Here is a 19,730-nt window from a genome sequence, read left to right as displayed (position 1 = left end):
GCTCGTCCTTTACTGCAACGCCAACTCCACCGCCTGGACCAGGTGCGCGTCGTTCCAGGGCTTGCTGATGAAGCGACAGACCGCGCTCTGGCTGATGGCCTGCATCAGCGTCTGGGCGTCGTTGTGGCCGGTGAGGAGAATGCGCCGGCACGCTGGGTAGAGCTGGCGTGCGCGGCTGAGCAGTTCCACCCCGGTGATGCCCGGCATGGCGTGGTCGGAGATGATCACCTGCACGGGCTGGCTGGCCAGCAGGGCGAAGGCTTCCTCGGCGTTGCCGGCGCACAGCACGTTCCAGCCACGACCCCGCAATACGCGTCGCAGGGCGCCGTGTACGGCCGGTTCGTCGTCCACCAGCAGCAGCGTGGGGGCGTCGGGGTGGTCGGCGCAGGCTGGTTGGGGGAACCAGCGCCGTGCCTGGCCGCGCCAGGGCACGACGGCGTCCAGGGGCATCGGCCGGGCGGCGAAGTAGCCCTGCCACTGGTTGCAGCGCAGGCTCTGCAACAGGCGCATCTGGGTTTCCTGCTCCACACCTTCGCAGAGCACTTCCACGGACAGGTGCTGGAGCATGGCCATCATTGCGCGGAACAGGGCCAGGGCGTGTGCGTCCTCGCCGGTGCCACTGAGGAAGCACCGGTCCACCTTGACCCGATCCACCGGCAGGGTCTGGAGGTAGCCGAGGTTGCAGAAGCCGGTGCCGAAGTCGTCCAGGGCCAGGCGTACGCCAAGGCGGCGCAGGCCGGCCAGTTGCTCGCGCACCAGGGCTTCGTCGTTCAGCAGGCAGGACTCGGTGATCTCCAGCTCCAGCCGCGAGGCCTCCAGGCCGTGGCGCTGCAGGGTGCGCTGGATGAAACCCACCAGTTGGCGGTCCCGCAGCTGGGAGGGCGACAGGTTCACTGCGAGGGTGGCGTGCTTCTCCGCCAGCAGCGCGCGGGCATCGGCGATGGCGCGGCCCAGCACCCATTGCCCGAGCCCCACCATCAGCCCCAGCCGCTCCGCCACCGGGATGAACTTGTCCGGCCCCAGCAGGCCGCGGGTGGGGTGCTGCCAGCGCACCAGGGCTTCGTAGCCGCAGACTTCGCCGGTCTGGCAATCGATCTGTGGCTGATAGTGCAGCACCAGCTGCTCTTCCCGCAGGGCGGCGCGCAGTTGGCCACAGAGTTCGGCCTCGCGTCGGGCAGCCACCAGGCGGGCTTCGTCGAGGTAGCGGTAGCGCCCGCCGCCTTCGCGGCGTGCTTCGCGCTGGGCCAGCTCGGTGCGGCTGTAGAGGCTGGCGAAGGTGCGGTCGCGTACCCAGGCCACCGCCAGGCCGACGCTGGCACGCAGGTGGAACACCTGCCCGGCCAGTTCCAGCGGTGCTTCCACCAGGGCGCAGAGGGAGGCGCCGAGGCGGTCGGGGGTGTCGCGGCCATCCGGCACGCCCAGCAGGAAGCTGTCCGGGCCGTTGCGCCACAGCCATTCGCCATCGCGCAGGGCCTCTCGCAGGCGGTCCTCGAGGTGCAGCATCACCAGGTCGCCGGTTTCCAGGCCGTGGTGGGCGTTGAGGATGTGGAAGTCGTCGAGGTCGATCAATGCCAGCAAGGCACCCGGGGCGCAGGGTCCCTGGGCGGCAATCCTGTCCGCCAGGGAGGCGGAAGCAGGCGTTTGGATGTCCATCAGCGAGGCTCCGGTTCGCTCTCGTCCTCGAGCAGGATGGCGCCGTCCTCGCTCCGGGCGACGGCGAAGATCTCGGGGTGTTCCTGGCGCATCTTCCGCAGGTGCGCCTCGTGGGCGTCGATGGCATGTTGCTGTTGCCTGACCCGTTCGAGCAGCGCCTTGCGCTCGACCTGGCTGTGCTGCAGTTCGAGGCAGGTGTGCAGGGTGCTGCGCAGCTCGTAGGCGTCCCAGGGCTTGGAGATGAAGCGGTAGACCTCGGCCCGGTTGATGGCGCGCACCAGCGTTTCGCGGTCGCTGTCGCCGCTGAGCAGCAGGCGCAGGGCGTCGGGCTGCAGCTGCTTGGCGAACTGGAGGAAGGCGATGCCGTCCAGCTCGGGCATGCGCAGGTCGGAGAGGATCAGCTCGTAGGTGTTCTGCGACAACGCCTCCAGGGCTACCTGGGGGTCGGTGAAGGCGTCGAGTTGCCAGCCCTCTCCGCGCAGTTCGCGGCAGATGGCATTGACCACGGCGGGCTCGTCATCCAGCAGCAGCAATCTGGACATGGCATCACTCCAGGTGAGCGCGGGGCTTGGCCGCTTCAGGCTCACGGACGAACAAGGTGTAGGAAGCCGATTCGATGCCTTCGAAGGCAATCAGCTTGCGGATCAGCAGGTCCGAGAGGACCTTGCCTTCGTTGAGCAGCAACATGCCGTTGTCGGCGTGGAGGTTGCGCGCCAGCACCATGCCGGGCTCCAGATGCCGGGTGTCCACCGCCCGCACGCCTGGGTCGCCGATGGTGACGTCGGGCATGACCGTGGAGCAGATGGTGACGAAGCGCTCCACCAGTTCCGGGTCGTAGAGCCGCTCGGCGTACTTGCGGATGAACAGCAGGGCTTCGTCGCGATTGAGGCGGCGCTCCAGCACCAGGCCGCATTGCAGTTCGACGAAGTCCACCGCCAGCTTGAGCATGCGCGAGCCCAGGGGGATGTCGTTGCCCCGCAGGTGGTCGGGGAAGCCGGAGCCGTCCCAGCGCTCCTGGTGGTGGCGGATCAGGCGGGCGGCGTCGTGCAGCGGCTCCAGGGCCATCAGCACCGATTCGCTCTGGGAGGGGTAGCGCCGGTAGAGGTCACGGTCCTTGCTGTGCATCAGGTCCGAGGGGCCGGTGATCAGCGCGTCCGGCAGGCTCAGCTTGCCGATGTTGTAGAGGGCGGCGGCCATGCTCAGGTCGCGGGCCTGGTCCTCGGGCATGCCGAGGTCGGCGGCGAAGGCGCGGATCAGGGCGATGATCTGCTGGTTGGTCTGTTTCTCCCGGGGCAGGCGCTGGTTGACCAGCAGGGAGAACACTTCGGTGCTGAGCACGTAGCTGCGGCGCAGCTCCTCGTAGGCGAGGTCGAGCATGTCGGCCGTCTGCTGCAGCTCGGCGGTGCGCGCCTGGACGCGCTTCTCGAGGTTCTCGTTGAGGCTCTTGAGCTGCTGGTTCTGCTCCTGGGTCAGTTGCTGCAGGCGCTCGCGCTCACGCTCGGCGAACTGGTAGGCCAGGGCCTGGCGGATGGTCAGCAGCAGTTCTTCGTCGTTCCAGGGCTTGCTCAGGTAGCGGTAGATCTGCCCTTCGTTGATGGCGGTGATGATGGTGTTGATATCGGCATAGCCGGTGAGCAGCACGCTCATGCAGCCCGGGTCGCGCTTGTGGATCTCGGCCAGCAGCGTGGCGCCGTCCATGCCGGGCATGCGTGCGTCGGACACCACCAGGTCGATGGGCTGGGCCTCGAACAGTTGCAGTGCCTCGTCACCGCTGTGGGCCATGACCAGGTCGTAGGGCTGACCCCGGAGCAACCGTCGGAGGCTGTTGAGGATGTTCTCCTCGTCGTCGACGAGCATGACGCGCGGGCGCGGCAGGCTGTCTTGTACGTCAGTCATGGTGTGCTCCTCCACTGGTTTCTCCCTGGTGGATCGGCAGGCGGATACGGAAGGTCGAGCCCTGGCCCACCTCGCTGGTGACGGTGAGGCTGCCGCCGTGCTTCTCCACGATGCTGAACGATAGCGCGAGTCCCAGCCCGGTGCCCTTGCCGACGGGTTTGGTGGTGAAGAACGGGTCGAAGATCTGCATCAGCTGACTCTCGGGGATGCCGCAACCGCTGTCGCTGACCTCGATCAGCACTTCGTCGCCGATGCGCTCGGTGTGGATGACGATGTGCCCGAAGCTCTCGATGGACTGGGCGGCGTTGACCAGCAGGTTCATCACCACCTGGTTGATCTGTGCGGGTATGCATTCCACCAGCGGCAGCTCACCGAAGTCGCACACCACCTCGGCCTTGTACTTGACCTCGTTGTTGACCACGTTGAGGGTGCTGCGGATGCCATCGTGCAGGTCGGCGGGCACGAAGCGCTCGTCCCCGCTGTGGGAGAAGTCGCGCAGCGAGGAGATGATGCGCTTGACCCGCTCCACGCCATCGGCGGACTCGCTCAGCAGCCCGTTGATGTCGTCGCGGATGAAGTCGTAGTCGAACTGGCTCTTCAAGCGCTCCAGCTCCAGGCCGCCCCACTCGCTCATCTGGTCCACCAGTTGCAGCAGCTGATGCACGTAACCCACCAGGGTCTTGAGGTTGCTGGCGACGAAGCCCACCGGGTTGTTGATCTCGTGGGCGACGCCGGCGGCGAGCTGGCCGATGGCGGCCATCTTCTCCGACTGCAGCAGCTGGCGATTGGCGGCCTGCAGCTTGATGCTCAGCTCGTGCAGTTCGCCATGCTTGCTGCGCAGTGCGATCAGGGCATGCTGCAGCGCCGGGTTGGCCGCCGCGCGGCTGCTGTCGAAGATCGCCAGACCGTAGAGCGCCTCGCCGGGGTCGGACTCGATGCGGTACAGCAGGGTGGCCTGGAGCATCGGCAGCGGTGTCGGCTCGTCATCGTCCGGCTGGGTGCTGAGCAGGATCAGGTATGGCTGGTCGTGCCAGATGGTCTGCACCGGCTGCCCACCCTGCCGGATCTGGTCGAAAAGACCGTGCCAGCGCGGCGTGTCGACTTCGGGGAAGGCCTCCACGAGGTGCATGCCGACGATGCCGGAGAGGTCACGCGAGCAGCGCTGGTGGATGAAGGGGTTGCAGTAGAGGACCCGTTGCGACCCGTCCAGCAGCAGGAAGCCGGCGGGGATCTGCTCCACCGCTGCGACCATCTGTTGCTGGAGAACCGTCGAGCTCATGGGAGAGCACCTGTTCACATCGGGCCTAAGCTGAGTATAGGCACGCGGATTGTAGATGATGGCAATTTGACGTCAGACTACTGTCACTTCGTCGGAAACCGTTTCACGCCGGGAGGTCCCATGCACGCGACGAATTCCCTAGCGCACTACCACCTGACGTTCGAGGACGGTGCCGAAGTGTCGCTGGAGGCGCCCTCCCCCCAGCCGGACCCCGCCCCGGAATGGGCGCGGCTGGAACACTGCCAGTGTCGCAACTGCCCCCTGCGTGCCGAGGTCACTCCGTACTGCCCCTTTGCCCTGGCCCTGACGGCGCCCTTGCGTGCGCTGGAGGGAAGGCGTTCGTTCGACATGGTGAGAGTGAGCATAGACTGGCACGGCCGCCACCTGGAGCAGGTGACCTCACTGCAGCGGGTGCTCAGCTCGCTGATCGGCCTGATCGGTGCGACCTCGGGATGCCCGCGCACCCGGCTGCTGGCCCCGATGGCGCACTTCCACCAGCCCTTCAGCGGTGCGGGAGAGACTCTGTTCCGGGCCTTGGGCACCTATTTCATCGGGCAGTACCTGCGTCAACGGCATGGATTGAGCGCGAACTACGACATCGACGGCCTGCTGACGATGTACCGAGCCCTGCGCGAGGTGAACCTGGGACTGGCCGAGCGCCTGCGTTCCGCCAGTCGTGCAGAACAGAGCGTCAATGGCCTGGTGCTGCTGGATGTACTGGCGGCCGAAACCCTGGAGAACCTGCAATCACCGGAGGAGATGCTGGGCGAGCTGTTCGCGCCCTACCTGGAGACCTGAGGCGAGGCCGGCAACTCGCCGGGGGGCTGGCGCACCGGTAGCACGACGCGGAAGCAGGCGCCGCCCTCGGCAGGCGACGTCACGCTGAGCGTGCCGTGGTGGCGCTCGATGATGTTGTAGGAAACCGACAACCCGAGCCCAGTGCCCTTGCCCACCGGTTTGGTGGTGAAGAAGGGTTCGAAGATGCGCCGCCGGAGGTCTTCCGGCACACCGGGTCCATCATCCTGGATGTCGATGAACACCGCGTCGCCCTGGGTGCCGGTGGTGAGGGTGATGGTGCCGTGATCGACGATGGCCTGGGCGGCATTGACGATCAGGTTGAGGAACACCTGGTTGATCTGCGAGGCGATGCATTGCACCGGCGGCAGCTGGCCGTAGTGCTTGACCACCTTGGCCTTGAACTTGATCTCGTTCCAGATGACGTTCAGCGTGCTGTCCAGCCCATGATGCAGGTCGGCCATCTGCCACTCGCCGTTGTCCACGTGGGAGAAATCCCGCAGGTCCTTGACGATGCGCTTGACCCGCTCCAGCCCATCGCAGGACTCGTTGAGCAGGATCGGCGTGTCCTCGCGCAGGAAGTCGTAATCGGCGGCCTGCTTCAACGCCCGGCACTCGCTCACCAGGGACGCATCACCACAGGTCTCGATCTTCGCCTGCAAGCCGTCCACCAACCCCATGAGCTGCTCCAGGTAACCGCGCAGGCTGTTGAGGTTGGAATAGACGAAGCCCACCGGGTTGTTGATCTCGTGGGCCACACCGGCGGCAAGCTGGCCGATGGCGGCCATCTTCTCCGATTGCAGCAGTTGCGCCTGGGCCTCTTCCAGGCGGCGGATCAACTGCGCCTGTTGCTCCTTCTCCACTTCCAGCAGGGCATTGAGGCGCTCCAGGTCCTGCTGGCGAGCGGCGGTGTCGGTGGCATCGGCAACGGTGATGCACACCGCCGCCGGTTCGCCCTGCTCGTTCTCCAGGGGGAAGAAGGTGCAGTTCTGGTACATGCTCGACAGCTGGCTGGTGATCGGCCGGGTGCCGCCGAAGGGGAACAGGTGCGGGCGCTGCTGCCAGGTGGTGAAGGCCAGGTTGCGCAGGGTCAGTACCCCGCGCACCTTCTGCCGCAACCAGCGCTCGGGCAGCTCGGGAAACAGCTCGAACAGCGAGCGTCCGACCGCATCCTCCGGCATGCGCCCACCGTGGATGACCATGAAGCGGTTCCAGAACAGCACGCGGCAATCCGCGTCCACCACCAGCACCCCCAGGTTGATGTTCTCCAGCACGGTTTCCAGCACCGAGGAGGACGGACCCGGGGAGCCTGGGGCGCTCATGTCACAGCTCACTCAGCAACCGGTCGATGACCGCCAGCACGCTGCCCACCGTCTCCTCGGCGATGCACAGCAGCAGGTCACAGCTGAATTCGCAGGCCTCGACCTCGAAGCGGATCTCCATGATGAGCGCCCGGTGGTCCTGCAGGGACTTGGCGCCCAAGGCGTCCTGAAAGGACGCGTGGCGAGAGAACACCGAGGGGGCGCCATAGCTCACCGGGATCTCGAACTGCTGTGCGAGGCTGTTGATGCAGGCACCACTGAGGATGTTGGTGACGTCGAGCATCAATTCCTCACGCTGCTGGGTGTCGTGCTCGTCATAGCCCATCAGGTCGGCGAGCTGGTCGGCACCGTGGCAGCCGAAGCAGACGAACGCCTCGCCGCGCATCTGCCCGAGAAAGGACTGGCGGGTGACGTCCACCACCTGGCAGCCGCCCAGCTCTTCCGGCACCTGGGCATCGCTGAGGCTGAAGGCGCTGTGGATGCGCGGCACCGAGAGCACCACGAAGGTGTCGGTCAAGCGTGCCAACTGGTCGGCGGCCTGTCCCATGGCCACGTTCATCAGCTCCTGCAGCGCGTCGCGCTGGTCCTCGGTGAGCATGTCCATTACACGACTCCGATTTCATGGAGAACAGCCTGCATCGCTTCGCTGGTGATCGGCTTCTTGATGAAGGCCGCCGCGCCGAGCTCCATCACCCGCTGCCGGGCCAGGGGCTGGATGTCGGCGCTGACCACGATGATGATGGCCTCCGCCTCGGACTTGCGCAGGTGCTCCAGGGTTTCGAAACCGTCCATCACCGGCATGGTCAGGTCGAGGAAGATAATCTCCGCCTGGCCGGCCTCGTAGGCGGCGAGCACTTCCTGGCCGTTGGCGGCCTGGCTCACCTCCTCCGTGAGCAGCTCGGGGAGGGCTTTGAGCACCAGCTTGCGGGAGAGGCTGGAATCATCGGCTATCAGGACTTTCATACACGTGCCTCCAGTGGAGAGAGGTCCCTGTGAGTGAGCGTAGTCCAGCGATGTCATTTTGATGGCGTCAATCGTCGGACGGTCAAACCCCTTGCTCGTGAATCCAAGTGTGGCCGGCTTCGACGAATGCGCCACCCCGAGGCGTCAGGCCATGGCCTGGGCCACCCGCAGGGTGTCGGTGAACTGCTCGAAGGCCGTGATGCGGCCGCCTTCGAGTTGCCAGTGGTGGGCCACACGCGCCGCCATGGCCTTGCCGGTGGTGCGGTGCACGCCCCGGTAGGTGCCGATGCCGACGATGCTGGCACCGCCATCCACCAGGGCATCCAGCTCGAAGCGGTAGCCTTCCCAGTCCCGCGCCAGCACGCTGAACACCTGGGCCACCACCTCCTCCGGGCCGACCCAGGTGCCGGCACAGGGGAAGCCGTCCATCTCGGTCCAGCGCACATTGGACGCGACCTCCGCCAGCATGCCGGCCAGGTCGCCGCGTGCCGAAGCCTCGTAGTGGTCGGCAATGATCTGCAGGTTGCTCTTCATCGTTCGCCCCTCACACGCAACCGTCGAGCCCGCAGCTCGGGCCATCCACCGCCTCGGCGACCGAGGCAGCCCCCTGCGCCTGGAGACGCTGGGCCAGCCACGCACGCCACTGGGCCGGCTGGCCGAGGAAGGCCGAGACATCCACCCGCTCGAAGCGGCCGTCCACTTCCAGCAGGAAGGACGGGAACCCGCTCAACCCATGGCGCGCCATCTGGCGACGGGCTTCGCTGATGTGCCCGGCCACGTCATGGGCCAGCGCCTGGTCGAGGGCGCTGCGGAACGCTTCCGGCTCCAGGCCGAGTTCAGCCGCCAGGGCCACCAGCACCGCCGCCTCGGCAATGCGTCGTCCCTCGCCGTAGTGGGCCACTTGCAGCCGCGCGAGCATGTCCAGGCCCTTGCCTGCCAGGGTGTCGGCCGCCAGCACGGCCGCGATGGCCGGCAGCGAGTCGAACACCGCCTCCGGGTCCCGTAGCAGCCCGTTCAGGTAGGCGTCGCCGAATACCTGGCCGGTCATCTGGGCGATGCGGCGGTCATGGGGCAGCACATGGCCTCGCCATTGCTCGCCGCCGTGCTGGCGGGCCGGGCCGGCGAGCATGCCGCCGCCGTGGGCGCGCACCGGCAGCACCGCGCGGGCAGCCGCCACCAGGGGCGCGGCGCCGTAGCACCAGCCGCAGAACGGGTCATGAAAGTAATGCAGGGTGGCAGTGGCCATGGGCACCTCCGAGATCGGGAAAGACGGCCTTCTGGCCGGGGTGCGCCACTGTATTGGCTCTGCTTCGGTAGATAAAACCCGAAAGGATCAAATGATTGTTGCAGCCACCGAGCAGGTGCAGCCTCTGTTCCCGGTATCGGTGAGGCTGTCACAGCGCGTGCACCTGGCTGTCATGTGGTCGTCACAGGACTCGGGCAGATTCGCGTCTCACCATTACCGGGGAGGAACCGCAATGCCCAACACCAAGACCTTCATCCGCAGCTTCAGCCTGGCCCTGGTGGCCGCGGCGCTCGGCGCCTGCGCCACCCAGCCGGCCGCGCCGGCCAAGGTGGAGGCCCTGAACAACGAGGACTGGTACCAGATCCGTACCGAGAAGGAACTGTTCGTCTTCGACGACTACACCACCTACCGCAACTACGTCGCCAACGGTGCCGCCCCCGTGCGCAAGGACACCGGCAAGCAGGACGGTTTCGGTCGCGAGATCATCCTGGTGCTCAAGGCCGAGGACCAGGGCAAGGAAGCCAAGACCAGCGCCCAGCGCTTCCTGGATGTCAGCCTGCCGCCGGCCCAGCCCTTCTACGGCGAGCTGCGCGACGAAGAAGGCATCATCTACGTGTTCAGCCGCTACGGCGACATGATGGACATGTACAAGATCGGCGAGCCCACCTTCAGCTATGTCGACATCGGCGGCGGCCCCGATGGCCAGCGCGTGGTGTACGTGCTGATCAAGGAAGAGCCCAAGCCCGAGAAGCTGATCGCCCAGTTCCGCCGCAACTACGGCAAGTAAGCACCCACCAGAGGTGTAACGGCAGCGCCCTGGCGCTGCCGTTTTCGTTTCCGGCCCTGGAGGCTGCCATCACCCTTTCGCTTGTGCCTTCTCCCAGGCTGCCAGCTTGCCGGCGGCTTCCTCGATGCGAGCCCGCAGTGCCTCCAGCTCTGAATGGCGCTCGGCGATCACCCGCTTGACCGGGCAGTGACCGCTCAGGCCCCGGACCAGTACCACAGAGCCCAGGGCGGCGCGCAACCAGCCTGCCGGCCCACCCCGGTGCACGCCGGAACCCAGCATGGCCACGCCGGTGCCGATGCAGAACATCCGCTCCCAGCCCTGCACGTTGCCGGCATCAGGGGTGGCGGTATCACGGGATTGCGGCTCGAAAGCGACCATGGTCGATCCTCCTGGCCCGGGCAAAGTCATGCCGGGCGGTTGTCCAGACAGGCAGCACCGGCGAATCCGGCGCCCTCCTTCTCAACGACCGCCCGAAGCCCGTTCCGGTTCAGGCAACGGGACGAAGCGCCTCAGCCGAGGCGCATGCCCTGGTCCAGGCTGCGGTCCACCAGCCAGCGGCCGTGGGCGATGGATGCGCGGCGGGCGTTGTCCTCCTCGGCCAGGAAAGCGGCATCGGCGGGGAGCGGGATACGTCGGGTGCGGTGGCCGTCTGGCGCGGTGATGTGCACCCCGCCGGCCCAGGGGGTGGGAATGCCGGGGTGCTCGATCAGGTGGGCGGTGATCACATGGTCACGGTAGGTGCAGCGGTTGCTGGCGTTCATGGCGCGGCCTCCTCTGGAGCGGAAGGCCCGGTGGAGCCTTCCCGGTGGGTCCGGCGCCGGGTGGACGCCGGACCTTCACCTTAGGCCCGCCCGCGCGCTGAACGCGCGGCAACCGACGAAGCGCACAGGCAGGTCGTTTGGCAACGGCCGGCTAGCGCTTCGGGTCCTCCAGGCCGGCGGTATTGCCCTGCAGGCTCTTGGTGGCCACTTGCAGGAAGGCTTCCAGGCGCTCGCTCAGGGCCTTGACAGCTGCCGGGTCCTCGATGCGGCCGGTGTTCTGGCCTTCGCTGTTGAGCTGATAGCGGAACAGCTGCGGCTCGCCACCACGGGGCTGCATCAGCACGCGGTCACCGCTGACGATGGCCACGGTCTGGTCGCTGCCGGAGGGCTTGATCACACCGAAGCCCTTGTCCTCCGGCGCCAGGCTGAGCAGGTCGCGGCCCCAGCACTGGTGGCGGGTCTCGCCCCCCAGGCGGCCCATGATGGTGGGCACGATGTCGATCTGGCTGCCCACCACGTCGGTGCGCGCGCCGAATTTCTCCTGGATACCGGGGCCGATTAGCAGCAGCGGCACGTTGAAGCGGTACAGGTCCATATCGGTGAGCTGCTCGGGCGCGCCGAAACCATGGTCGCCCACCACCACGAACAGGGTGTCCTTGTAGTACGGCGACTGCTTGGCCTTCTCGAAGAACTGCCCCAGGGCCCAGTCGGAGTAGCGCATGGCCGTCAGGTGCTCGTCGCCGGAGCCGAAGCCGGTCACCGGTGGCACCGGCAGCGGGTTGGGCAGCGCATAGGGCGTGTGGTTGGAGAGGGTCTGCAGCAGCGCGTAGAAGGGCTTCTTGCCGTAGTTGTCACGCAGCTCCTGGGCGGCGCGGTCGAACATGTCCTGGTCGGAGGCGCCCCAGGTGGGGTCGAACACCACCGGGTTGACGAAGTCATTACGCCCGATGAAGTTGCGCATGCCCTGGTTGCCGAAGAACCCCATCTGGTTGTCCCAGCCGAAATCACCGTTGTAGACGTACAGGTCGTCGTACTGGCGGGCGCTCAGCAGCTGCGGCAGGCCGGTGAACTTGTGGGTCCCCTCCTGCTGCTCCATCAGGTACTCGTAGCCCGGCAGGTTGGGGAAGCAGGCCATGGTGGCGAACATGCCCTGGTGGGTGTGGGTGCCGTTGGAGAAGAAGCGGGTGAACAGCAGCCCTTCCTTGCTCAGGCGGTCGAAGTTCGGGGTGATGTCGCCCTTGCCACCCAGCGCGCCGACATAGTGGCCGGCGAAGCTCTCCATCAGGATCACCACCACGTTGCGGATCGGCAGGGTGCGCTCGGCCTCGGGCGTCAGCACACGGCGCACGGCAGCGGTGGCCGGGTCCACCAGGCGATCCTGCGGGGTCAGCAGCATCTCGCGCACCACCGAGAGCGCCTGCTCATCCGGCAGGGTGGCCTTCCAGACGTTCTCGTTGGTCTCCGAGAAGCGCGCCTGGGCGGCGTTGACCAGCATCAGCGTGCCGTTCAGGCCCAACTGGTTGGCGAAGGCCGAATCCGTGGTATTGGCATCCCCCCAGCGCAGCGGCGGGCCCTGGCGCAGGGTGCCACGGGCGGCGACCACGGCCAGCACCAGGCACAGGCCGAACACGCCGACACGCACGTACCAGGGCGCTACCCGGCTGCGTCCGCCCAGACTGGGCGAGGCCTCAAGCGCGGCACCGGCGGGCCGGGTGGCGCGATCCAGGCGCTTGAACAGCCTGAACAGCAGCCAGGTCACCAAGGCCCACGCCAACAGATAACGCACCACCGGGAAACCGTACCAGAGCATGCTCATCACGGTCTTCGGGTCCTGGCTCATGTACTGGAACACCAGGCTGTTCAGGCGCTGGTGGAACTCGCGGTAGAAGTCCAGTTCGAGGATGCCGAAGAACAGCGTCAGGCTGGCGAACACCGTCAGCCAGGCCAGGTGCAGCCGGCGCAGCGACATGGCCGTGACGAAGGGGATGGACAGCAGCAGCGGCGCCAGGGCGTAGATGGTCAGGCGCAGGTCGAAACGGAAGCCGTTGATGAAGGCCTCGACGAAGGTCGAGGCCGGGGTGCTGCCGATCAGTTCGCGGTTGTAGATCAGCAAGGCCCCGCGCAGCAGCGTATAGAGAACCAGGAAGACCAGGCCGGAATAGACGGTGAAGGCCAGGTGACTGCGCAGCGTGGGGCGATACGGCCCGATCGGGCTACGGCTTGAGCTCATGGGGGCGGTGTCCATCCATCGAGAGAATGCGAACGGGCCCGGCGGGTTGGGTGAAGGCGTCACGCGCAGCGGCTGGCAGGAACCCATGCGGCGCCGTCCTGGCGGTTGTAGCGGATGCTCCGAGCGGGTCCGGCACAGCGGCGGCGGGTGCGGCGCCTTCAGGCAGCCTGCAGTGCGGGCACTGGGGAGCGGCGATGATAGTGCCTACCCGGTGGGGGCTGGGAAGGCCCTGAAGCAACTTTTTTCACATCAGGCTTCCGGCAGGGCAACTCCGCCTTCCGCCAGCGTCCGCCGCATACCGGGCAACAAGGTCGACAGGGCATCCCAGGGACGCTCCAGCTGTTCGGCCAACCCCACGTGGCTCGCGGCCTCGCAGCGATCCGGCAGGCCACACCCCGCATAGAAGGCATTGACCACCGCCACCATCGCTTCACGCTCGTCCTCCACCAGCATCGCCCCATGCACCAGCACCACGTGGCGCCCGTCCTGGCTGCGGCGGCGCCAGCGCTGGGCCGTGCCCACCAGTTTGCGTGGGCCCAGCCGCACGTTGTAGCGCCCATCGCAGAAGGCCCCGGGCACCTCGCCGATGCCCGGCTCCAGCCCATGCCCCGCCAGCCAGTCACACAAGGGGCGGCACAGGCGCAGGTAGGCGGTCTCGATCCGGGTCAGCTCGCTCTCCCCGGTCGGCACCGCATAGGCCAGGGCGATGTTCAGCACGCCAGGTGACTGCGGCACCGGCTCGCCGCCGGTATCCCGCAGCGAGACCGGCCAGTCCAGCGCCTCGCAGCGCGCCCGCGCCGCTTCGAAGCCCGGCAGACGGCTCATGAGCGCGGGCATCACCAGGGCACGGTGCAACGGCCGCCAGAGCAGTACGCCCGCGTCCCGTTCCCCTCGGTGTACCTGCTCCAGCAGCGCACGCTCCGCTGCCAACCCCGCCTCCACGTCAAGCCGCCGCATCACGCCCCTCCTCTACCTGGTTCGCATCGCATGCTACGCCGCCACGGCTCGCCTTGCCGGGCATTTGAATTCAAAAAAACTGCACTCAAGCTGCAATAACATTCATTGGCATCGATGGATCACGCCCCCGTAGGATGCGCCCCGTTCGCCTCGTCGCGCTCCGGCGAGGCCACCGATCCCGCGCACGCAGTGGGACTTCCCTGGGGGCCGCTCCGGCCCCCTTTTTTACGAGACTCGTCATGCCCCCGGAAAGTCGCTGGCGCCGCTGGTCCAGGCGCCTCGCCCCCCTCCCCCGTAGCGCACCGCCCACCGAATGGCTGCGCGCCTCCCTTGGCGCCTGCGTCGGCCTGGCCCTGTGCTGCCTGGTCACCAGCCACCTGTTCAGCCTCGACGTCACCCTGCGCCTGGCCGCACCCCTGGGCGCCAGCTCGCTGCTGCTGTTCGCCGTCTCCAGCAGCCCCCTGGCCCAGCCCTGGTCGGTGTTGCTCGGCAACCTGGTGGCGGCCCTGGTGGGCACCGCCTGCGGCCTGTGGATCGACCACACGGTGCTGGCCGCCACCCTGAGCATGGCCTTCACCGTCCTGGCCATGTACAGCCTGCGCTGCCTGCACCCGCCGGGCACCGCCCTGGCGGTGGCCGTGGCCCTGGGCGGCCCGGCATTCGAAGCCCTGGGCTTCGGCGTGGCCTGGCCGGTGCTGATGGGCTCGGCGGTACTGATCATCAGCGCCCTGGCCTACAACCGCCTGACCCGCGGCGCCCTGGTCAACGCCCCGGCGCAACCGCGCAACGACAGCCACCTCACGGACGACCCGCTGCCCAGCGAGCGGGCCGCCTTCGCCGAAGCCGACCTCGACCAGGCCCTGGCGGACTTCGGCGAGTTCGTCGACATCACCCGCGACGACCTCGAACGCCTGCTGCGCCAGACCGAACGGGTCGCCCTGCGGCGCGGCATGGGCCGGGTCACGGCCGAACACATCATGTCCCGCGACCTGCGCACCCTGTCCCGCGACGCGAGCCTCGCCGACGCCTGGAAGCTGTTCCGCCAGCACCGCATCAAGCTGCTGCCGGTGCTGGACGCCGACGGCACCCTGGTGGGCGTGGTCACCCCCACCGACCTGCTGCACCACGGCCATCGCGACCCATCCGTCTCGCTGCTCGCCCGCCTGCGCCCGCAGCAGGTACGCGTGCGCCAGCTGATGACGCGGGAGGTGCGCAGCGTGCGCCCCGACACCGACATCGGCGCCCTGGTCTCCCTGCTCTCCGACCAGGGCCTGCACGGCCTGCCCGTGCAGGACGAACACGGCCGACTGGTGGGCCTGGTGACCCAGAGTGACCTCATCGGCGGGCTCTACCGGCACTGGTTGAAGGATGCGGCCCCGGCGCCGCTGACACATGGGGCATCACGCAAGTCCGCCTGACCACGGCACCCGGGTGGCTCGATGCGGTCCAAGCGGCGATGAACACGCCGCTTCGCTGTCGTACTATGCCCAACCGCTTTCCCAAAACCGTGGTACCGATGCCTGCCGATGCTCCCCTGACCGCCCTGCCCACCGTCCTGGCCGGCCCCCTGCTGCGCCGCGCCGAACCCCGGCGCCTGGTGTTCTGGCTGGTGGCCACGCGCCCGTTGCAACCCATCCTGCTGCTGGAGGCCGACGGCCAGGCCCAGCGCCACAGCCTGGACGCCCGGCAATGCCGCATCCTTGCGGTGGGCCGGCACGCGCATGTGCACCTGATCGACCTGCGCCTGGAGGCGCCCCTGCCCCGGGACACGCCCATCGCCTACGACCTGTTGATCGACGGCCAGGGCATTGCCGAGTGGGCGCCGCACCTGCTCTACGGCGAGGCCACCCGGCCTGACTTCGTGCTGCGCTCGCGCATCGACCACCTGCTCCACGGCTCCTGCCGCAAGCCTCATCACCCTGCCCCCGACGGGCTGCTCTGCGCTGACCGCCTGCTGGCCGAAAAGCCCCTGCCGGAACAACGCCCGGCGCTGCTCATGCTCAGCGGGGACCAGATCTACGCCGACGACGTGGCCGGGCCGATGCTGTGCGCCATCCACTCGCTAATCGAGCGCCTGGGCCTGTACGGGGAGTACCTGGAGGGCGCCGTGGTAAGCGACAGCGAAGCGCTCTACCAGCACCCCGCCAGCTACTACCGGCGCGCCGACCTGCTACCCGCCCTGGAGAGCAACGAAACCCTGCGCGAGCGCTTCTTCGGCGGCGCGCGCAAGCCGATCTTCACCAGCAGCAACGCCGAGAACCACCTCGTCACCCTCGCCGAGGTGCTGGCCATGTACCTGCTGGTCTGGTCGCCGGTGCCCTGGAGGCTGGTGGCACCGCAGATGCCCGCACTCGGCACGTCCGAAGCGGAGCGCTACCACCTCGAAGCCACGCGCCTCGAAGGCTTCGTCGCCGGCCTGCCGGGCGTGGCGCGGGTGCTGGCGCACCTGCCGACGCTGATGATCTTCGACGACCACGACGTGACCGATGACTGGAACCTCTCCGCCCAGTGGGAGCAGACGGCCTACGGCCACCCCTTCTCCCGCCGCATCATCGGCAACGCCCTGCTCGCCTACCTGCTCTGCCAGGGCTGGGGCAACGACCCGGACGCCTTCGACGAGCTGCAGGATGACCTCGCCGCGCTGTGCAACAGCCCAGATCCCCATAGCCGGCTGGACAGCACGCGGCTCGACGGCCTGATCGGCCGCCTGCTGGCCTTCAACGGCTGGCAGTACGAGCTGGACACCCAGCCACCCCTGCGGGTGCTGGACACCCGCACCCGCCGCTGGCGCAGCGAAGTCGACCTCAAGCGGCCGTCCGGCCTGCTGGACTGGGAGGCCCTGTGCGAACTGCAACAGGCGCTGCTGGGGCACCCCTCGGCCATCGTCGTGTCCCCGGCCCCGGTGTTCGGCGTGAAGCTGATCGAGGCCGTGCAGCGGGTCTTCACCTGGCTCGGCCACCCGCTGCTGGTGGACGCGGAAAACTGGATGGCCCATCGCGGTGCCGCCCAGGTGATCCTCAACATCTTCCGTCACTCACGCACGCCGGGCAGCTACACCATCCTCTCCGGCGACGTGCATTACTCCTTCGTCTACCGCGTGCTCATCCGCCATCGCCAGCAGGGCCCGCAGATCTGGCAGATCACCAGCAGCGGCGTGAAGAACGAATTCCCCCACCGCCTGCTGGACCTGTTCGACCGCCTCAACCGCTGGCTCTACGCGCCCCGCTCGCCGCTCAACTGGTTCACCCAGCGTCGCCGCATGAAGGTGGTGCCCCACACACCGGCCCACAGCCGCGCGGGGGAACGCCTGTGGAACGGCGCCGGGTTGGGCCAGGTGTTCTTCGATGCCGAGGGGCGGCCGACGCGGGTGTTCCAGCTCAATGCCAACGGCACCGCACCCACCGAGTTCCTCGAAGACCGCGACGACGTCAGCGATGCCCATCCCCTCGCGCGGCGGGCCTGAACCCGGCGCTCAAAGCACCGCATCCCAGCGCTGGGACCAGTCGATATCGTCGGCCACCACCTCGCGCAGCACGCCGATGGCCTGCTGCAACAGCGCCGAATCACGGTCACGGGAGTAAACGAGGTAGGTCGGGTAGGTGAACTCCGGCGCCCGCTCCACCCGCTCCAGCACGCCGTCGTCCAGGTAGCTCTGTACCACCCGCGTGCGGAAATAGCCGGAGCCGCCGTTCTGCAGGATGAACTGCAGGGCCAGCGGCCCGAGGTTCACCGAAACCGCCGCCCGCGCCAGGTCAGGGAGCGCCGCATCGTGCTGCTGGCGGAAGCGCGGGCCCCAGTCCACCTGCACGTAGGGTTCGGGCGCACGGCTGGAACGGATCTGCACCAGCTTCTCCTCCAGCAGCAACTCCACCTGCATGCCCGGCCAGTACTCGGGCTGGTAGACCAGCGCCGCATCCAGCAGCCCCAGTTCGATCTGCTGCTGCAGGTGCTGGCCGGCGGCCACCTCCACCCGTACTGCGTGGGACGGAATCCGTTCACGCAGGCGGGTCATCCAGCCCAGCAACAGCGGGTTGCTCAGGCTCACCTCACCGCCGATGGCCAGCAGGTCGCGGTAGCCCTTGGGCAGCGGCAGGTCACGCCGGGCGGCCTCCCAGGTCTTCACCAGTTGCGTGGCGTGCCCGACGAACACCTCCCCCTCCGGCGTCAACCGCGCCCCGGCCCGGTTGCGCACGAACAGCCGACAGCCAAGCTGCCCCTCCAGGTTCTGCACCCGCGCGGTGATGGCGGTCTGGGTCACATGCAAACGCTCCGCCGCCGAGACGAAGCTGCCGCTGCGAGCGATTTCGAGAAAGGTGCGTGCCAGGTCGATATCCATGGCAATCCCCAGGCGTTTGAAGGGTGGCTATCTTAGCGGGTCGGGGCGGGAGTAGGCTCGCGAACCAAGCGATCACGCAGCCAGAAACTTCAGCTTCATCAGCCCCACTCGAAGTTCTTTTTCAGATTTGCATCGGGAGAAATATGGAAATGCGCAAATCTCTTATTACTCGCAAACGAAGACATCCCACTCATCACCAGCAATACATAGCCAAGAACGCTAAGGATGGTCTGAGATTACATGAATAAAACTGATAGCTTGTATGGGAAATTTGAGGGTTGCATAGTTGATTTTTCCTTGGAGCGACACCCCGGTGATTATTGGTATGACTGTGGAATTTTGGAGGCTACCGATGTCTTGAGGGAGTTTGATGAGAAGGACTGGGGGTTGCTCTTAGATGATTTAGAAGATAAGGGAGTGTTCTGGAAAAAGAGGCTTGTGGAGTGCTTGGGGGATTTGAAGATTTTGTGCGAGATTGAAATCATTCTGCGTGTTATCAGTACGGACGATGAAGATTTGCAGACTTGCTGTTTTGATACACTAAGAATGCTGGATCTTTCAGGAGTGGATGAGCGTACAAGAGAAGCGTTGTCGTCTAGGGCTGAATATTTCTTAGGCGAGACTTCACTACCAGTTAAAAAGATCTTGGAAGATTTTGTTGAGAGGCTGAACGGTTGATGAATCAGAAGGGGCTGATTTTTCCATTTGACTCCACGACTCAAGATGGCCACGAGATTTTCGGAGTGAAATAGATGGGGGGCTATGGCGTGGGCGAAAATTTGGTTTCAGGGATGGTCTGAAATAGTGAGCCGACGCGGTAACTGCCACGACAACGCGGTAACGGAGAGCAGCGCTATGCAGCTATCGCCGATGGAGTATGAAAAGCGTTATTTCCAAAGTTTGGAGAGTGTCTAGGGAGGCCGGGCGATTCATATTCCTTTTGGACCATTAGCTCAAGCCGCACGCTTCTAGGAAAAATTGCAGCGAAATCACTTGCTCACTGCCAGCCCCTGAAGATAAGACATCTCCTAAAGTAGCCGTACCAAACTCAAAGTCCAAAGCAACATCAAAACAGTTAAACTCAAAATTTCTTATAGCAACCTGCGCCTCTGGATTTATAGACTCTCTCACAGCGGCTGCAAACACCTCTCTTACGGAGTCGCTAAGCTCCTGCTCCAAAAAAGCACTAAGCAAATCATTTTTCATGGTGCATTCTCATTTGGGGAAGGCCGTCAAATCACCCGCTCACTTCTGTGTTTTTAGCCGCCGTAGGCCGGGCAAGCCGCCTTCACCCTTTGGGTAGTACGGCTCGATCAAGGCAATCAATCCCTTCCATGGCACCACCTGACCCATCTCGATCAGGAACAGTTCCTTGCGGGTCTGTTTGCGCTTGCCGGCGTACTCGGCATCGGAAAAGCTCATCTGCTTCATCGTGAAACTCGGGCAACAGGATCGGCGCATTTCACCAGATTCGGGAAGTCTTCTTCAGAGTTTCCCTCAGTTAC

At 66.2% G+C, this 19,730-nt stretch carries 20 protein-coding genes and 1 pseudogene; 5 read left to right on the top strand and 16 right to left on the bottom strand.

Annotated features, from left to right (window positions below):
* Positions 1 to 9: 9 nt before the first annotated feature.
* The 4 genes from BM198_RS21235 to BM198_RS21220 are packed head-to-tail and all read right to left on the bottom strand — an operon-like array spanning position 10 to position 4,828.
* A complete protein-coding gene (locus tag BM198_RS21235) occupies positions 10 to 1,653 on the bottom strand; it encodes an EAL domain-containing protein (RefSeq protein ID WP_074972166.1) in 1,644 nt (547 codons plus the stop codon).
* Positions 1,653 to 2,195, bottom strand: a complete 543-nt coding sequence (locus BM198_RS21230; RefSeq protein ID WP_044399431.1) for a response regulator — start codon at positions 2,193 to 2,195, stop codon at positions 1,653 to 1,655. The genes BM198_RS21235 and BM198_RS21230 overlap by 1 nt, the downstream gene beginning before the upstream one ends.
* A 4-nt stretch (positions 2,196 to 2,199) precedes the next feature.
* Positions 2,200 to 3,549, bottom strand: a complete 1,350-nt coding sequence (locus BM198_RS21225; protein ID WP_139233678.1) for a response regulator c-di-GMP phosphodiesterase, NosR family — start codon at positions 3,547 to 3,549, stop codon at positions 2,200 to 2,202.
* Entirely contained in the window at positions 3,542 to 4,828 is a 1,287-nt protein-coding gene (locus BM198_RS21220; RefSeq protein ID WP_232060716.1) for an ATP-binding protein, read from the bottom strand. Before BM198_RS21220 ends, BM198_RS21225 begins: the two co-directional genes overlap by 8 nt.
* A gap of 120 nt (positions 4,829 to 4,948) precedes the next feature.
* Between BM198_RS21220 and BM198_RS21215 the strand changes: the two genes are divergently transcribed.
* Positions 4,949 to 5,626 (top strand): DUF6901 family protein, encoded by a 678-nt coding sequence (locus BM198_RS21215; protein WP_074972237.1) that lies wholly within the window; start codon positions 4,949 to 4,951, stop codon positions 5,624 to 5,626.
* Here the strand turns inward: BM198_RS21215 and BM198_RS21210 are convergent.
* From BM198_RS21210 to BM198_RS21190, 5 genes are all read right to left on the bottom strand, one after another.
* Positions 5,611 to 6,945, bottom strand: coding sequence for an ATP-binding protein (locus tag BM198_RS21210; protein ID WP_074972162.1), 1,335 nt, complete (start codon positions 6,943 to 6,945; stop codon positions 5,611 to 5,613). The two genes, BM198_RS21215 and BM198_RS21210, sit on opposite strands and share 16 nt — an antisense overlap.
* Position 6,946: 1 nt before the next feature.
* Positions 6,947 to 7,549, bottom strand: a complete 603-nt coding sequence (locus tag BM198_RS21205; RefSeq protein WP_139233677.1) for a chemotaxis protein CheC — start codon at positions 7,547 to 7,549, stop codon at positions 6,947 to 6,949.
* On the bottom strand, positions 7,549 to 7,908 hold the full coding sequence (locus BM198_RS21200) for a response regulator (protein ID WP_074972160.1): 360 nt from the start codon (positions 7,906 to 7,908) through the stop codon (positions 7,549 to 7,551). The genes BM198_RS21205 and BM198_RS21200 overlap by 1 nt, the downstream gene beginning before the upstream one ends.
* A 144-nt stretch (positions 7,909 to 8,052) precedes the next feature.
* Positions 8,053 to 8,442 (bottom strand): nuclear transport factor 2 family protein, encoded by a 390-nt coding sequence (locus BM198_RS21195; protein ID WP_074972158.1) that lies wholly within the window; start codon positions 8,440 to 8,442, stop codon positions 8,053 to 8,055.
* 10 nt (positions 8,443 to 8,452) lie between these two features.
* On the bottom strand, positions 8,453 to 9,154 hold the full coding sequence (locus BM198_RS21190) for a DsbA family protein (RefSeq protein ID WP_074972156.1): 702 nt from the start codon (positions 9,152 to 9,154) through the stop codon (positions 8,453 to 8,455).
* A gap of 232 nt (positions 9,155 to 9,386) precedes the next feature.
* Here BM198_RS21190 and BM198_RS21185 point away from each other — a divergent pair, with 232 nt between their 5' ends.
* A complete protein-coding gene (locus BM198_RS21185; protein ID WP_074972153.1) occupies positions 9,387 to 9,941 on the top strand; it encodes a hypothetical protein in 555 nt (184 codons plus the stop codon).
* A gap of 69 nt (positions 9,942 to 10,010) precedes the next feature.
* Here BM198_RS21185 and BM198_RS21180 read toward each other — a convergent pair whose 3' ends face one another.
* From BM198_RS21180 to BM198_RS21165, 4 genes are all read right to left on the bottom strand, one after another.
* On the bottom strand, positions 10,011 to 10,319 hold the full coding sequence (locus BM198_RS21180; RefSeq protein ID WP_074972151.1) for a YgaP family membrane protein: 309 nt from the start codon (positions 10,317 to 10,319) through the stop codon (positions 10,011 to 10,013).
* Between the two features lie 131 nt (positions 10,320 to 10,450).
* Entirely contained in the window at positions 10,451 to 10,702 is a 252-nt protein-coding gene (locus BM198_RS21175; protein ID WP_074972148.1) for a hypothetical protein, read from the bottom strand.
* A gap of 151 nt (positions 10,703 to 10,853) precedes the next feature.
* Positions 10,854 to 12,932, bottom strand: a complete 2,079-nt coding sequence (locus tag BM198_RS21170) for an LTA synthase family protein (protein WP_074972146.1) — start codon at positions 12,930 to 12,932, stop codon at positions 10,854 to 10,856.
* A gap of 249 nt (positions 12,933 to 13,181) precedes the next feature.
* Positions 13,182 to 13,889 carry a lipoate--protein ligase family protein gene (locus tag BM198_RS21165; protein ID WP_074972144.1) on the bottom strand — a complete coding sequence of 236 codons (708 nt, stop codon included), beginning with the start codon at positions 13,887 to 13,889 and terminating at the stop codon, positions 13,182 to 13,184.
* A 239-nt stretch (positions 13,890 to 14,128) separates the two neighbouring features.
* Between BM198_RS21165 and BM198_RS21160 the strand changes: the two genes are divergently transcribed.
* Positions 14,129 to 15,307 carry an HPP family protein gene (locus BM198_RS21160; RefSeq protein WP_074972142.1) on the top strand — a complete coding sequence of 393 codons (1,179 nt, stop codon included), beginning with the start codon at positions 14,129 to 14,131 and terminating at the stop codon, positions 15,305 to 15,307.
* A 98-nt stretch (positions 15,308 to 15,405) separates the two neighbouring features.
* Positions 15,406 to 17,352: a metallophosphoesterase family protein gene (locus BM198_RS21155; RefSeq protein WP_074972233.1), complete on the top strand. Its 1,947-nt coding sequence runs from the start codon at positions 15,406 to 15,408 to the stop codon at positions 17,350 to 17,352.
* 9 nt (positions 17,353 to 17,361) lie between these two features.
* Here BM198_RS21155 and BM198_RS21150 read toward each other — a convergent pair whose 3' ends face one another.
* On the bottom strand, positions 17,362 to 18,225 hold the full coding sequence (locus BM198_RS21150; RefSeq protein WP_074972140.1) for a LysR family transcriptional regulator: 864 nt from the start codon (positions 18,223 to 18,225) through the stop codon (positions 17,362 to 17,364).
* A gap of 240 nt (positions 18,226 to 18,465) precedes the next feature.
* On the opposite strand from BM198_RS21150, the gene BM198_RS21145 reads away from it, so the two are divergent.
* On the top strand, positions 18,466 to 18,903 hold the full coding sequence (locus BM198_RS21145; protein ID WP_074972138.1) for a hypothetical protein: 438 nt from the start codon (positions 18,466 to 18,468) through the stop codon (positions 18,901 to 18,903).
* Positions 18,904 to 19,173: 270 nt separating this feature from the next.
* On the opposite strand, the gene BM198_RS21140 is transcribed toward BM198_RS21145, so the two are convergent.
* Both BM198_RS21140 and BM198_RS21135 read right to left on the bottom strand, forming a co-directional pair.
* The gene (locus BM198_RS21140) at positions 19,174 to 19,431 is read right to left on the bottom strand and encodes a hypothetical protein (RefSeq protein ID WP_074972136.1); all 258 of its coding nucleotides are present in this window, start codon (positions 19,429 to 19,431) and stop codon (positions 19,174 to 19,176) included.
* A 69-nt stretch (positions 19,432 to 19,500) separates the two neighbouring features.
* Positions 19,501 to 19,656 (bottom strand): annotated as a pseudogene (locus BM198_RS21135) (IS5/IS1182 family transposase); the annotation flags it as partial.
* Positions 19,657 to 19,730 lie beyond the last annotated feature (74 nt).

This window comes from Metapseudomonas otitidis, assembly GCF_900111835.1.
Classification (GTDB): Bacteria; Pseudomonadota; Gammaproteobacteria; order Pseudomonadales; family Pseudomonadaceae; genus Metapseudomonas; species Metapseudomonas otitidis.
Note: the sequence above shows the minus strand (reverse complement) of the source record. Positions and strands in the feature narration are given on the sequence as shown.